The sequence below is a fragment of the Curtobacterium sp. PhB146 genome (assembly GCF_004342995.1).
Taxonomy (GTDB): domain Bacteria; phylum Actinomycetota; class Actinomycetes; order Actinomycetales; family Microbacteriaceae; genus Curtobacterium.
On sequence record NZ_SMBN01000005.1, the window covers coordinates 44,192 to 57,299 of the forward strand.

Sequence of the window (13,108 nt, forward strand, 5' to 3'; positions counted from 1 at the left end):
GACTTCCAGCGAACACCATCGTGCCGCGCTGCGCCCGAGAGCGGCAGGCGGCGCGCTGCACGGCGGGGTCGGTCGTCCCCGGTAGGTTCGATGCCATGCGCGTGGCGACCTGGAACGTGAACTCCGTCCGCACCCGAGTGGGGCGGGTCGTCGACTGGCTGGTGCGCGAGGACGTCGACGTCCTCGGCATGCAGGAGATCAAGTGCAAGCCGGAGCAGTTCCCGGTGCAGGCGTTCGAGGACGCCGGCTACCACGTCGAGGCGCACGGCCTGAACCAGTGGAACGGTGTCGCGTTCGCCAGCCGGCTGCCGATGGCGGACGTGATCCGCGACTTCCCCGGCCAGCCCGGCTTCCTCAAGGGGCACGAGGGGCCGGACCTGCCCGTCGAGGCCCGGGCCATCGGCGTCACCGTCGACGGCGTGCGCCTGTGGAGCCTGTACGTGCCGAACGGGCGCGACGTCGGCGACCCGCACTACACGTACAAGCTCGACTGGCTCGCGCAGCTGGCCGACCGCACCGCCGAGTGGATCGCCGCGTCGCCGGAGACCCCGCTCGCGCTGATGGGCGACTGGAACGTCGCACCGCTCGACACCGACGTGTGGGACGTCCGCGTGTTCGAGGGGCACACCCACGTCAGCGAACCGGAGCGCGCCGCGTTCCGGGCGTTCGAGGCAGCGGGGCTCCTGCAGGACGTCGTGCGGCCGATCGTCCCCGACGGCTACACCTACTGGGACTACAAGCAGCTGCGGTTCCCGCGCAACGAGGGCATGCGCATCGACTTCGTGATGGGCTCCCAGGCCTTCGCCGACGTCGTCACCGATGCCTCGATCCACCGCAACGAGCGGAAGGGCGACGCCCCGAGCGACCACGTCCCCGTGGTGGTCGACCTCGACCTGGACACGTCGCTCGACGACGACCGCCCGATGATCTTCTGAGCGGTCACGCGGCCGTGACGCGTTGTGTTACGCCCGGCGTCCGCCCTCGTTGAGCAGGTGACGGCGCCGACGTAGATTTCCTGCACCGAACCCCTTCGAGAGCAGGTGAAGCCATGTCCCGCACGACGATCCTTCCCATCCAGCGCGTCATGGCGAACGCGGCCCCCGGCGCCTGGCGCGACGGCATCGTCGTCGAGACCCGTCCCGCAGACGCCGTCGTGGTGTTCCTGGACGGCGGCGTGACCCAGCTCCGGGTGGCGGACGCCGACGCCTTCCTGTCGGTCGGCGACCCGATCGCCCACCACCCGGTGGCGGAGATCCTCAGTGCCGGCGGTCGTCAGACCACGGCACGCAGCGCGTAGCCCGTCGGCTCAGGCTGACATCGAGGCGAGCATCGCCTCGCACTTCGCGACCATCTCGTCGCAGGCCATGGCGCAGTAGCGGCACGACTCGTCCATGTCCATGTGCTTCCGGCACTCGGCAGCACACATCGTGCCCATCGTCATGACGGCCATGAGCATCGCCTGCATGCTCGGCAGGTCCATGCCGGCCGGACGCATCATCATCCGCATGCCGGTGTCGGCCATCATCGCCGTGTTGGAGCACATCGCGGCGCACGTGGCCATCTCGCCGCCCATGCGCATGTCGCTCGCGGAGCACATCGTGGCGGCCATCGACGCGGCGTTCATCGCCATCATCGTGTCCTGCATCACGTCCATGTCCATCTCCATGGGCATGTCCGTCATCGACATGTTCTTCATCATCGCCATCGTGTCCATCGGAGGTCTCCGTCCGTCGTGGTCCCGAGGCGGGTCCGCCCCGTGGGTGTCAGCGTACGCGCGCCCCCGATGCGCTTCGTGAGCAGCAATGGTCGGGTCGGTGACCGCGACCCGACCATTTCTGCTCACCATCCGCGGTGCACGCGACCCCACGGCGGACGGGAGGCACGGGGCGGCCCCGCCACGGGCCTCCCGTCCGCCTCGCGGTGCGTCCAGGGCGCGCTACGGGTGCAGCAGCGCGGCGATCGCGACCAGGACGGGGACCGAGCCGATCGTCGAGATGAGCACCACGTCGCGGGCGACCGGGACCGCCGCGTCGTAGCGCTGCGCGTAGTTGAACACGTTCTGCGCCGCCGGCAACGCCGCCAGGGTGGTGAGCACGAACACGTCCTGGTCGCCGAGCCCGAACACGAACCGTGCGAACACGTACGCGACCGCCGGCATCACCACGAGCTTGATCGACGACGCCACGATGACGTCCGTCCGGATCGCCGGGTCCCGCAACGGCGCGGCACCGTGCAGGCTCATCCCGAACGACAGCAGGACGACGGGCACGGCTGCCGCACCGACCAGCGAGAACGGCTCGAGCACCGGGTCGGGCAGCGTGGTGCCGGTCGCCGAGAACACGAGGCCGACCAGCGAGGCGATGATGATCGGGTTCCGGAACGGCCCGGAGATCCGGCGTCCCCAGCCGCCGGCGCCCGAGGTCGCGGCGTCGAGGATCGTCAACGCGACCGGCGCGATGACGATGAGCTGCAACAGGATCACCGGCACCACCGCGGTCGCCTGCCCGAGCACGTACACGGCGACCGGCAGACCGATGTTGTTCGCGTTGACGTAGCTCGCGGCCAGGGCCCCGACCGTCGTGGTGGTGACGGGACGCCGCAGCACGAACCGGAAGACGGCCGCCGCCCCGAGTGCGACGACGGCCGCGCTCAGCAGCGAGACCCAGAGCATCGGGGACAGCAGCGACTCGATGTCGGCCGAGGCGATGGTGTGGAAGAGCAGGCAGGGCATGAGCACGAAGAACGCGAGGCGACTCATCACGAACTGTGCGTGCGGGCCGAGCAGTCCGATGCGCCCGACGACGTACCCACCGGCGATGATCGCGCCGATGATCGCGAAGCCGGTCAACACGCCACCCATCGCGTCCATCCTTGCACCATGTGACGTCGCTCAGGTCGGAAATGCGTTCGCATCGAATACCGTTGCCGGCACCATGACCTCGACGAACGCCGACACCCTCACCCGGTCCACCGACTCCAGCCAGCCCCTCGTACCCCTGCTCGAAGAGCGCTGGAGCCCCCGTTCCTACGACGAGACCGCGACGATCTCGGACGAGCAGTTCGACGCCGTCCTCGAGGCCGCCCGCTGGGCCGCATCGGCCATGAACTTCCAGCCCCGCCGCTTCATCGCGGGCCGTCGTGGCACCGAGACGTTCCGCAAGATCAACGAGAACCTGCTCGGCTTCAACGCCGCCTGGGCCTTCCGTGCCAGCGCCCTCGTCGTCGGCGTGCTCGAGACCGTGACCGAGGACGGCGACGAGCGCCCCTTCGCGCAGTACGACCTCGGCCAGTCGCTCGCCGCCCTGACCGTCCAGGCGCACGCCGAGGGCCTGCACGTGCACCAGATGGCGGGCATCGACGCCGCCGGCCTGCGTGCCGCGTTCGACCTGCCGGAGCGCTTCCTGCCCTTCACCGTGACCGCCATCGGCACCGTCGCGCACCCGTCGCAGCTCGACGAGAAGGCGGCCGAGCGCGAGGTCGCACCGCGCACCCGCCTGCCCCTCGACGAGGTCGTGCTCGTCAAGGAGTAGTCATCGGTACCAGCACGCGGCCGCGTCCCCGCCGGGGCGCGGCCGCTGCCGTACCCGCTGCCGCGTAGAATGTCGTGACATGCAGCCCGAGATGAACTTCTACACCCGCAAGTGGGTCCGCCCCGAGGACCTCAACGCCAACGGCACCCTGTTCGGCGGCAGCCTGCTCCGCTGGATCGACGAAGAGGCCGCGGTCTACGCGATCATCCAGCTCGGCAACGGCAAGGTCGTCACGAAGTACATGTCGGAGATCGAGTTCGTGTCCTCGGCGAAGGAGGGCGACATCGTCGAGATCGGCCTCGTCGCCACCCGCTTCGGCCGCAGCTCGCTCACGATGCGGGCCGAGGCGCGGAACCTCTTCACGCACCGCAGCATCCTCACCATCGACGAGGTCGTGTTCGTGAACCTCGACGACGACGGCAACCCGGCGCCGCACGGCTACACGGACATCACGTACGACCGCGACCGGGTCCCCGCGACGCACCGCGCCTGACCCGCGTGACCGCGCGTGACCCCGCAGACATCGCGCACGTGCCGGGCGCTGTGAGCACCGCACCCGGCACGTGATCGGTGGCCTCTGGCAGGATCGGGGCATGACCACGCCCCGCCTCGTCGCCTTCGACCTGGACGACACCCTCGCCCCGTCGAAGTCCTCCCTCGACCCCCGCATGCTCGAGACCTTCGCGTCCCTGCTCGAGGTCGTGCCGGTCGCGGTCATCTCCGGCGGCAACTTCACGCAGTTCGAGCAGCAACTCGTCACCCCGCTCCGCCACCGCGACGGCCTGACCCTCGACGACCTGCACCTCCTGCCGACGTGCGGCACGCGGTACTACCGCTGGTCCGACGACGACTGGGCCCTGCAGTACGCCGAGGACCTCACCGACGACCAGAAGGCACGCGCCCTCGCAGCGGTCGAGTCCGTCGCGAAGGACGCCGGCTACTGGGAGTCCGAGACCTGGGGTGACATCCTCGAGGACCGCGGGTCGCAGATCACGTTCTCCGCACTCGGCCAGGCCGCTCCGGTCGACGTCAAGAAGCAGTGGGACCCGACCGGCGCGAAGAAGGACGACCTCCGTCGACGGGTGCAGGCGGAGCTCCCCGACCTCGAGGTCCGATCGGGCGGCTCCACCAGCGTCGACATCACCCGCAAGGGCATCGACAAGGCCTACGGCATGCAGCGTCTCGCCGAGATCACCGGCATCGCGCTCGACGACATGCTCTTCGTCGGCGACCGGCTCGATCCCGAGGGCAACGACTACCCGGTGAAGGCCCTCGGTGTGCCGTGCCACGCGGTCGAGGGCTGGGAGGACACCGACGCCTTCCTGACCGAGCTCATCCCGACCCTGCGCTGACCCCGCGGCAGCCGACGGCGCGGCAGCTGACCCCGTGTCAGCCCAGGCTGCGGACGGCCTCGACGAAGGCGCGGATCTTGGCCGGGTCCTTCACGCCGCGCTCCGACTCCACGCCGCTCGACACGTCGACACCGTCGGGGTCGAGCGCCTCGACCGCGGCGACGACGTTGGCGGGGGTCAGGCCGCCCGCGAGGATCCAGGCCTCGTCGATCCCGCCCTCGATCACGGCGGGGTCGATCAGCCGACCGCTGCCCGGCACGGCGGCGTCGAGCAACAGCAGGTCGTGGTCGTACGAGGCGCGCTGCTCGGCGGTCTCACGCAGGTAGTCCTCGGCAGCGAGGGCCCGGATGGTGAAGAAGCCGGCGTCGCGGGCTCGGGCGAAGTCGGTCGCGGCCTCGCCACCGTGCAGCTGCAGGGTGGTGAGCCCGACCTCGGACGCGATGCCGACGATCTCGTCGATCTTCTGGTCGCGGAAGACCCCCACGGCGTCGATGCCGTCCGGCAGCCGTTCGACGAGTTCCTTCGCCAGGTCGGCCGTCACGGTGCGGGGGCTGTTCGCGGCGAAGACGAACCCGACCGCGTCGGCGCCCGCATCGACGGCGGCGTCCACGGTGTCGGGCGTCGACAGGCCGCAGATCTTGATCCAGCGCTGGTCGGTCATGCTGTCCATCCTGCCAGGGACCACGGACGAACGGGACGAGCTCGCGACGTCAGTGCAGCATGCCGGCGACGTAGGCGGAGCCGCACGCGACCAGCACGCCGAACGCCGCGAACGAGCCGACGAGCACGTTCCGCCGACGCCAGCGGCGGACGGCCGAGAAGGTGCCGCGCTTCGCGTGCCGGTGGGCTGCCCGGTGCATCCGGTGGTCGCGCTGGTGCTTGACCCGCTCCGGTCCGAGCGGCACGGGGCCGGTGACCTGCGTGGACCCACCCCGCAGGGCGTTCGCGATCGCGACCGCGGTCGGACGACGTTCCGGGTCACGGGCGGTCATCCGGCTGAGCAGTTCGCGCCACTCCGAGGCGACGTCGTCCGGGATCTCGGGGTCGTGCCGCAGGCGGGCCAGTGCCGCCTCGATCAGGGTGCCGGAGTACTCCTGCTTGCCGGTCAGGGACTCGAGCAGCACCAGTCCGAGCGAGTACACGTCGGTGGCGAAGCTGATCGGCTCACCCGCGACCTGCTCGGGGCTCAGGTACGCCGCCGTGCCGATGATCGTGCCGTCGTTCGTCAGGCGCGAGCCGTCGACGAAGTGCGCGACGCCGAAGTCGGTGAGCTTCACGGTCCGGGCGAAGCCGGACGAGCCCTCGTCGCTGATCAGGATGTTGGCGGGCTTGACGTCCCGGTGCACGATGCCGCGCGAGTGCACGTAGGCCAGGGCGTCGGCGAGCTGGGCGCCGAGGTCGGCCACCTCGTAGTTGTGCAGGGCCCCCTCGGACAGTCGGCGGAGCAGCGTCGTGTCGGCGATGAGCTCCATCACGATGAACCGGTGCGGGCCGTCGGGGAAGTCGTGCGTGCCGGCGTCGTAGAGCGGGATGAGCCCGGGGTGCGACAGCATGCTGAGGAGCCGGATCTCGCGCTCCTGCCGGACGCGGTCGGCCGTCGTCATCTTGTCCGGCGTCGCGAAGAGCTTCACGGCGACGGCGCGGTAGGTGTGCTCGTCGCGGGCTTCGTAGACGGTCCCCATGCCACCCGTGCCGATGAGCTTCACCAGTCGGTACCGGCCCGACAGGACCGTCTCCGTCCGCAAGCCGTCGAGCAGGGTCATGGTGTCCGTCGTTCCGTCGGGAGCCGCAGGTTCCGCGGCTGCTGCCGGCGTGTTGGCTCACGAGAAACGGTACGCGTCCGACTCCCGTTTTGGGCGGGTGTTATGACATCGTGATCGGCGTACTTCCCTGTGTTCATGCGGATGCATCAGGGTACCGTTCGACCTCCGACCAGGGTGAGCGATCACGCAAGGAGGACAGCGATGGCGCTGACGAAGGGTGACGAGGTGCACTGGAACACCTCGCAAGGGAAGACGACCGGGAAACTCGTGCGGAAGCGCACGAGCGACTTCGAGTTCGACGGTCAGACGTTCAAGCCGACCGACGACGATCCGTACTGGATCGTCGAGTCGGAGAAGAGCGGCAAGCAGGCCGCGCACAAGGAGTCGGCGCTGACCAAGGCCTGACGACGACCGGCTCAGTCGCGGGCGGGCTCGGCGCGACGACGACCTCGTGCGCCCCCGCTCGCGGCACCGTCGCCGTTGCCGCCCCCGTCCGCGCGGCGGTCCGCGCGCCACCGTCGGACCCGCCGGACCACGAACGTCACCACGACGACCGCGATCGCGACGTAGAGCACCCGGTCGATCCACTCGGTGTACTGCTCGACGCGGTCGTACTGCGAGCCGAACGCGGCACCGAGCAGCACGAGTGCGCTGTTCCAGATGCCGCTCGCGATGATCGTGAACACCGAGAACGTGCCGAGGTGCATGCGGTCAGCACCGGCGGGCAGCGAGATGAGGCTCCGCACGATCGGGACGAAGCGGCCGAAGAACACCGCGCTCTTGCCGTGCCGATGGAACCACGCGGCGGCCTTGCGGAAGTCGTCCTCGTCGACCAGGGGGAGCTTGCCGAACCACCTCGTGGTGCGCTCGAACCCGATCTTCGCGCCGAGCCAGTAGAGCACCAGCGCCCCGAGGTAGGACCCGAGCGTCGCCAGCACGAGGACGAGCACGAGGTTCATCTGCCCGGCGCCCGCCAGGAACCCGGCCAGCGGCAGGATGAGCTCGGACGGGATCGGCGGGAACACCGTCTCGATGAAGAGCATGAGCGCGACGCCCCACTCCCCCAGGGCGTCGATGATCTGGAGCACGAGGCCGGAGAGTCCGCCCAGGTCCGAGGGAGCGGTGGAGTCGCCGGTGGCGACGGTCATGGCACGGGCGGTCACGGCAGTCGTCATGCCCCCAGCATCCCTGAGCGCCCTGTCAGGACCCGGCGCGGTACCTGAACGTCAGCCGAGTCCCATGTGCGAGGTCCGCACGTGCGTCAACGACCGCGCGAGGGCACCGCGGGCGACGGCGTCACGACCGACCGTCGACGGGACGATCTCGACGGGGTGCCGGAGCTGGGGTGTGACGACCGCGGCGAGCGCCTCGGCGAACACCGGTGCCGCCGGCAGGACCTCGCCCCCGACGACCACGACCTCGGGGTCGATCGTCGTGACGAGCTGCACGACGCCCGGTGCCACGTCGTCCGCGAAGGCGCGGACGACGTGGACCGCCGCCGGATCCGGAACGCCATCGCCGACGTGACCCGGCACTGCGCCCCCGCGCCCGGCCGCGGCAAAGACCGACTCGAGGTCCGTGTCGGACGCGATCCGGGCCTCCAGGCGGGCCGGCGCACCGGGCCACCCGGTCGAGGCCAGGCCGCCCATCTCGCCAGCCGCACCGCGCGCCCCGCGCGCCAACGCCCCGTCGATGACGTAGGCCGCACCGATCTGCCGACCCATCACCAGGTACAGGCCGTCCTGGACGCCCCGGAAGCGCCCCCACATCGCCTCGGCGGTGGCGGCGAGCTTGGCGTCGTTGTCGAAGAACGTCGCGATGCCGGGGAAGAGGTCCTGGATCCGGCCGGGCACGCGGCGCTCGACCCACTCGGGCACCGCAACCGTGTAGTCGATCTCGCCGGCGCGGTCGACGACGGCGGGGACGCCGAACGTGGCGGCGAGGACCGGGGACGCCTCGGAGTCGGCCGTCAGGCGGCGGACGACGTCCTGCACGCTCGTCCAGGCCTGCTCCGCGTCGGCGAGGTCGGTGTAGCGCTCCTCGACCCGGGTGAGGGTGTTCCCGCGCAGGTCGGCGCGGATGCCGACGATGCCGTGCAGTCCGAGGTCGACGCCGAGCACGGAACCGGCGGTGGCGTCCGCGGCGAAGCGCTTGGCCCGGCGGCCGGCCTTGTTCGGGGTGGCGATCGCCTCGGCCTCGGTCACCCAGCCCTCGTCGACCAGGTCCGCCAGCGCCGCCTCGACCGTGGGGCGGGAGAGCCCGACGGTGCGGCTGAGCTCGGTCACGGTGCGCGACGCGTCGTCGCGCAGGAGCTCGTCGAGGATGGCCCGGGAGTTCATGAGTCGGAGCACACCCGGCGTCGTCCCCACGACACTCGGGATCGTTGACACGGTCTCGTCCACGGCCATAGCCTCCACATTACGAAAGATCATTGAGGAATGGTGGACTCCGACATGCTCATCCCACGACCGCGCCGCGCCGTCCCCGGTACCGGCGCCTTCGAGATCACCCCGTCGACCCGCATCGCAGCGGACGCAGCGAGCGGATCGGTCCGACTGTACCTGCAGCAGACGCTGCGGGCGTCGACCGGCCAGCCGGTCCGCGACGCAGCGGAGGACGTGGCCGTCGACGGGGCGGCCTCCGCCGACGGGCCGGTGCGGACGGGCGTCATCTCGCTGCGCGTCACCGACGATCCCTCCCTGCCCGCCGGTCCGCCGTCGCCCGAGGGCGAGCGCGCCGAGTCCTTCCGCCTGACCGTCACACCCGACGGTGTGGACGTCGCGGGCGGCTCGGCCGCCGGCGTGTTCTACGGCGTCCAGGCGCTCCTCCAACTGCTGCCCGCCGACGTGTACCGGAGCGGCCGCGTCGGCACCGGGCCGTGGTCCGTCCCGTCCACCATCGTCGAGGACGCCCCCGCCTTCGCCTGGCGCGGCGTCATGCTCGACGTCGCGCGGCACTTCCGCACCAAGCACGAGGTCATGCGCGTCGTCGACCAGCTCGCGGCGCACCGGATCAACCGGCTGCACTTCCACCTGACGGAGGACCAGGGCTGGCGCATCGAGATCCGGAAGTACCCGCGCCTGACCGAGGTCGGGTCCTGGCGCCGCGAGTCCCAGGTGGGCGCGCACGTCCCCGACGCCGACGGTGTGCTGCACCCCGCAGCGTTCGACGGCCGCCCGCACGGCGGGTACTACACGCAGGACGACATCCGCGAGATCGTCGCCTACGCAGCGGACCGGTTCGTCACCGTCGTCCCCGAGATCGAGACGCCCGGACACGTCCGTGCCGCCTTGGCCGCCTACCCGTCGCTCGGCGTGCACCCCGAGACGCCGGTGGAGGTCTGGACCGAGTGGGGCATCGCCGACGACGTCCTGAACGCCGACGACAGCACCGTCGACTTCTTCAAGGACGTCCTCGACGAGGTCATCGCGCTCTTCCCCTCCCGCTACATCGGCATCGGCGGCGACGAGTGCCCGAAGGTGCAGTGGGTCGAGGACCCCCGCACGCAGGAGCGCATGCGTTCACTCGGGCTCGAGGACGAAGAGCAGCTGCAGGCCTGGATCATCGGGCAGCTCGCGGCACACGTCGCCTCGCACGGGCGGCAGGCGTTCGGCTGGGACGAGATCCTCGAGGGCGGCACGCTCGACCCCTCGGCGACCATCGTGTCGTGGCGCGGTCTGACCGGCGCCCGGACGGCGGCGAAGCGCGGGCACGACGTGATCTCGTCGCCCGACGACCAGGCCTACCTCGACTACCGCCAGAGCGACCTGGCGACCGAACCGATCCCGGTGTCCATCGTGCTGACGGTCGACGACGTCTTCGGGTTCGACCCGGTGCCGTCCGGCCTGACCGAGTCCGAGCGTGCCCACGTCATCGGCGGCCAGGGCAACATGTGGACGGAGCACGTCGACACCGCCCGGAAGCTCGACTACCAGCTGTTCCCGCGGGTGGCCGCCCTGGCCGAGGCGCTCTGGTCGGCGGACGTCACCGGACCGCGCGACGTCGCCGAGTTCCGCGGGCGGTTGGCCGAGCACACCGCGCGGCTCGAGGCGATGGGGATCGAGTACCGGCACGAGGCCGGGCCGTTCCCGTGGGAGCGGCGTCCGGGCGTTCCGGGGCGGCCGCACTCGCGTGAGGACCGTGCCGCCTACATCGACGCGGTCACAGCCAACATCGCCGAGTAGCGGGACGCGCGTGCTCCTCGCGTGGTCACGACACCCCGTTCAGTGCCGGCGCGCGGTCACGTCTCGTCTTTTGGGCGCCACGCCAGCGACGGAACGTGACCGCCCGACGTGCGGCCGGCGGTGCGTCGCGACCACGGACGGACGGGAGGCCCGGCGCCAGCTGGCTCCGGGCCTCCCGTCCGTCACGCGGTGACGTCGACTACACGGCGACGGCCACGCGGTCGTCTGCCGTCTCGGACACGGCGGCGTCCGCCGCCGGGGCCCGACGCACGAACTTCTTCAGCCCGACGAGCACCAGCGCGGACACGATCGTGCCGGCCAGGATCGCGACGATGAACATCGCGACGTCCCCGATGGCGAAGAACACGAAGATCCCACCGTGCGGCGCCCGCGAGGTCACACCGGCAGCCATCGAGATCGCACCCGTGACCGCGGCACCGACCATCGACGCCGGGATGACGCGCAGCGGGTCGGCCGCGGCGAACGGGATCGCTCCCTCGGAGATGAAGGACGCCCCGAGCAGCCAGGCGGCCTTGCCGTTCTCGCGCTCGGGCTTCGTGAAGCCCTTGCGGTACAGGACGGTCGACGCGAGTGCCAGGGCGAGCGGCGGCACCATGCCGGCAGCCATCACGGCGGCCATGATCTCGAACGGCACGACGTTGGTGGCGGTCCCGGCGCCGAGCCCGGCGACGGCGAACGCGTAGGCGACCTTGTTGACCGGGCCGCCGAGGTCGAAGGCCATCATCAGGCCGAGGATGATGCCGAGCAGGATCGCCGAGGCGCCGGACAGCGAGTTGAGGAACTCGGTCAGCTGGGTCATGAGCCAGGCGATCGGTCCACCGAGCACGAGCAGCATGAGGCCGGAGGCGATGATCGAGGCGAACAGCGGGATGATCACGACGGGCATCAGGCCACGCAGCCAGCGCCAGGTCGGGATGCGACCGATCCAGTACGCCGCGGCACCGGCGATGAGGCCACCGATCAGGCCACCGAGGAACCCGGCGTTCATGAAGACGGCGATGGAACCGGCGACGAAGCCGGGCGCGATGCCGGGTCGGTCGGCCATGGCGTAGGCGATGTACCCGGCGAGCGCTGCGACGAGGAAGCCGAGCGACACGGAGCCGATCTGGAACGCGGCGGCACCGAGGTAGTAGCGCAGCCCCTCCGGAGGCAGGTCGACCAGGTTGTAGTGCTGGAGCGCGAAGACCGCGTTGTTCACGCCGTCGTCACCGTGGGTGAGCGCGATGCCGTAGCCGGCGAGCAGGAAGCCGAGCGCGATGAGCAGCCCGCCGCCCGCGACGAACGGGATCATGTAGCTGACGCCGGTGAGCAGCCAGCGCTTGAGCGCCTGGCCGAAGTGCTCGTTCTTGGCGGTGGACGCACCGTCGACGGCTGCACCGCCCTGGACGCGTGCGGCGTTCGGGTCGTCCGAGGCGCGGATGGCCTCGGCGATCATCTTGTCGGGCTCGTCGACGCCGCGCTTGACGGGTCCGGAGACGAGCGGCTTGCCGGCGAAGCGACCGCGGTCGCGGACGTCGACGTCGACCGCGAACACGACGGCGTCGGCGCGGGCGATGAGGGCCGGGTCGAGGGGCTCGACCTGCGAGGACCCCTGGGTCTCGACGTGCATCTCGGCACCGGCGCGCTGCGCCGCGGCGACGAGGGCGTCGGCCGCCATGTAGGTGTGCGCGATGCCGGTCGGGCAGGCGGTGACGCCGACGAAGACCTTGCGGCCCGGCGCGGGTGCGGCGGTCGGACTGGAGGCGCTGCTCGCCTTCCCGACGCCGGCTTCGGACACCTCGCCGCTCACCTCGCGGTCGACGAGCTGGACGATCTCGTCCGGGGTGGCTGCGGCGCGCAGGGCGGCGGTGAAGTCGTCGCGGATGAGCGCACGGGCCAGGGTCGAGAGGACCGTCAGGTGGTCCTTGTCGGCCCCTTCGGGCACGGCGATCATGAACACGATGTCGGCGTCGCCGTCCGGGGCGCCGAACGACACCTTCCGGGCGAGACGCGCGAACGCCAGGGTCGGCTCGGACACCGATGCCGAACGGGCGTGCGGGATCGCGATGCCGCCGGGAACCCCGGTGCCGACGCTGGCCTCGCGCTTGATGGCGTCCTCGGCCAGGACCCGGCCGTCGGCGGCGCGGCCGGTCGCGGCGACGCGGTCGGCGAGGACGCGGATGACGTCGGCCGAGGTGGCACCGAGGTCCTCGTCGAGGCCGACGAGCTGGGCGCTGATGAGGCGCGGACTCGAGTCTGCGGACATGTGCTTGCTCCTT

14 protein-coding genes are annotated in these 13,108 nt (G+C 71.0%); 7 read left to right on the forward strand and 7 right to left on the reverse strand.

Features of this window, described 5'->3' with window-relative positions:
• Positions 1 to 95 precede the first annotated feature (95 nt).
• Entirely contained in the window at positions 96 to 935 is an 840-nt protein-coding gene (locus EDF33_RS17275; protein ID WP_132100701.1) for an exodeoxyribonuclease III, read from the forward strand.
• Positions 936 to 1,048: 113 nt separating this feature from the next.
• Positions 1,049 to 1,297, forward strand: a complete 249-nt coding sequence (locus EDF33_RS17280) for a nuclease (protein ID WP_132100702.1) — start codon at positions 1,049 to 1,051, stop codon at positions 1,295 to 1,297.
• Between the two features lie 9 nt (positions 1,298 to 1,306).
• On the opposite strand, the gene EDF33_RS17285 is transcribed toward EDF33_RS17280, so the two are convergent.
• Both EDF33_RS17285 and EDF33_RS17290 read right to left on the reverse strand, forming a co-directional pair.
• Positions 1,307 to 1,714, reverse strand: a complete 408-nt coding sequence (locus tag EDF33_RS17285; protein WP_123293560.1) for an aldehyde dehydrogenase — start codon at positions 1,712 to 1,714, stop codon at positions 1,307 to 1,309.
• Positions 1,715 to 1,936: 222 nt separating this feature from the next.
• On the reverse strand, positions 1,937 to 2,860 hold the full coding sequence (locus tag EDF33_RS17290; protein WP_123937442.1) for an AEC family transporter: 924 nt from the start codon (positions 2,858 to 2,860) through the stop codon (positions 1,937 to 1,939).
• A gap of 73 nt (positions 2,861 to 2,933) precedes the next feature.
• Here EDF33_RS17290 and EDF33_RS17295 point away from each other — a divergent pair, with 73 nt between their 5' ends.
• The 3 genes from EDF33_RS17295 (at position 2,934) to EDF33_RS17305 (ending at position 4,882) form a co-directional block, all read left to right on the forward strand.
• Entirely contained in the window at positions 2,934 to 3,530 is a 597-nt protein-coding gene (locus EDF33_RS17295; RefSeq protein WP_111086179.1) for a nitroreductase family protein, read from the forward strand.
• A gap of 79 nt (positions 3,531 to 3,609) precedes the next feature.
• Complete coding sequence (locus EDF33_RS17300) at positions 3,610 to 4,023, forward strand: hotdog domain-containing protein (protein WP_111086180.1); 414 nt, start codon at positions 3,610 to 3,612, stop codon at positions 4,021 to 4,023.
• A 100-nt stretch (positions 4,024 to 4,123) separates the two neighbouring features.
• Positions 4,124 to 4,882 carry an HAD-IIB family hydrolase gene (locus tag EDF33_RS17305; RefSeq protein WP_111086181.1) on the forward strand — a complete coding sequence of 253 codons (759 nt, stop codon included), beginning with the start codon at positions 4,124 to 4,126 and terminating at the stop codon, positions 4,880 to 4,882.
• 37 nt (positions 4,883 to 4,919) lie between these two features.
• Here the strand turns inward: EDF33_RS17305 and EDF33_RS17310 are convergent, their stop codons facing one another.
• Together EDF33_RS17310 and EDF33_RS17315 are read right to left on the reverse strand one after the other, a co-directional pair.
• A complete protein-coding gene (locus EDF33_RS17310) occupies positions 4,920 to 5,543 on the reverse strand; it encodes a phosphoribosylanthranilate isomerase (protein ID WP_123293557.1) in 624 nt (207 codons plus the stop codon).
• Between the two features lie 49 nt (positions 5,544 to 5,592).
• Entirely contained in the window at positions 5,593 to 6,645 is a 1,053-nt protein-coding gene (locus EDF33_RS17315; RefSeq protein ID WP_123293556.1) for a serine/threonine-protein kinase, read from the reverse strand.
• Between the two features lie 201 nt (positions 6,646 to 6,846).
• Here EDF33_RS17315 and EDF33_RS17320 point away from each other — a divergent pair, with 201 nt between their 5' ends.
• Positions 6,847 to 7,050 carry a DUF2945 domain-containing protein gene (locus tag EDF33_RS17320; protein ID WP_123293555.1) on the forward strand — a complete coding sequence of 68 codons (204 nt, stop codon included), beginning with the start codon at positions 6,847 to 6,849 and terminating at the stop codon, positions 7,048 to 7,050.
• Positions 7,051 to 7,061: 11 nt separating this feature from the next.
• Here EDF33_RS17320 and EDF33_RS17325 read toward each other — a convergent pair whose 3' ends face one another.
• Together EDF33_RS17325 and EDF33_RS17330 are read right to left on the reverse strand one after the other, a co-directional pair.
• Complete coding sequence (locus EDF33_RS17325; RefSeq protein WP_228504475.1) at positions 7,062 to 7,820, reverse strand: DedA family protein; 759 nt, start codon at positions 7,818 to 7,820, stop codon at positions 7,062 to 7,064.
• A gap of 51 nt (positions 7,821 to 7,871) precedes the next feature.
• The gene (locus tag EDF33_RS17330) at positions 7,872 to 9,047 is read right to left on the reverse strand and encodes an ROK family transcriptional regulator (protein ID WP_165918864.1); all 1,176 of its coding nucleotides are present in this window, start codon (positions 9,045 to 9,047) and stop codon (positions 7,872 to 7,874) included.
• 36 nt (positions 9,048 to 9,083) lie between these two features.
• Here EDF33_RS17330 and EDF33_RS17335 point away from each other — a divergent pair, with 36 nt between their 5' ends.
• The gene (locus tag EDF33_RS17335) at positions 9,084 to 10,829 is read left to right on the forward strand and encodes a beta-N-acetylhexosaminidase (RefSeq protein ID WP_132100704.1); all 1,746 of its coding nucleotides are present in this window, start codon (positions 9,084 to 9,086) and stop codon (positions 10,827 to 10,829) included.
• A 199-nt stretch (positions 10,830 to 11,028) separates the two neighbouring features.
• On the opposite strand, the gene EDF33_RS17340 is transcribed toward EDF33_RS17335, so the two are convergent.
• Entirely contained in the window at positions 11,029 to 13,095 is a 2,067-nt protein-coding gene (locus EDF33_RS17340) for a fructose-specific PTS transporter subunit EIIC (RefSeq protein ID WP_123937437.1), read from the reverse strand.
• Between the last annotated feature and the right edge of the window lie 13 nt (positions 13,096 to 13,108).

Coding starts and splice junctions, on each gene's coding strand:
- EDF33_RS17275 (WP_132100701.1), top strand. CDS start 96: ATGCGCGTGGCGACCTGGAACGTGAACTCCGTCCGCACCCGAGTGGGG.
- EDF33_RS17280 (WP_132100702.1), top strand. CDS start 1,049: ATGTCCCGCACGACGATCCTTCCCATCCAGCGCGTCATGGCGAACGCG.
- EDF33_RS17285 (WP_123293560.1), bottom strand. CDS start 1,714: ATGGACACGATGGCGATGATGAAGAACATGTCGATGACGGACATGCCC.
- EDF33_RS17290 (WP_123937442.1), bottom strand. CDS start 2,860: ATGGGTGGCGTGTTGACCGGCTTCGCGATCATCGGCGCGATCATCGCC.
- EDF33_RS17295 (WP_111086179.1), top strand. CDS start 2,934: ATGACCTCGACGAACGCCGACACCCTCACCCGGTCCACCGACTCCAGC.
- EDF33_RS17300 (WP_111086180.1), top strand. CDS start 3,610: ATGCAGCCCGAGATGAACTTCTACACCCGCAAGTGGGTCCGCCCCGAG.
- EDF33_RS17305 (WP_111086181.1), top strand. CDS start 4,124: ATGACCACGCCCCGCCTCGTCGCCTTCGACCTGGACGACACCCTCGCC.
- EDF33_RS17310 (WP_123293557.1), bottom strand. CDS start 5,543: ATGACCGACCAGCGCTGGATCAAGATCTGCGGCCTGTCGACGCCCGAC.
- EDF33_RS17315 (WP_123293556.1), bottom strand. CDS start 6,645: ATGACCCTGCTCGACGGCTTGCGGACGGAGACGGTCCTGTCGGGCCGG.
- EDF33_RS17320 (WP_123293555.1), top strand. CDS start 6,847: ATGGCGCTGACGAAGGGTGACGAGGTGCACTGGAACACCTCGCAAGGG.
- EDF33_RS17325 (WP_228504475.1), bottom strand. CDS start 7,820: ATGACGACTGCCGTGACCGCCCGTGCCATGACCGTCGCCACCGGCGAC.
- EDF33_RS17335 (WP_132100704.1), top strand. CDS start 9,084: ATGGTGGACTCCGACATGCTCATCCCACGACCGCGCCGCGCCGTCCCC.
- EDF33_RS17340 (WP_123937437.1), bottom strand. CDS start 13,095: ATGTCCGCAGACTCGAGTCCGCGCCTCATCAGCGCCCAGCTCGTCGGC.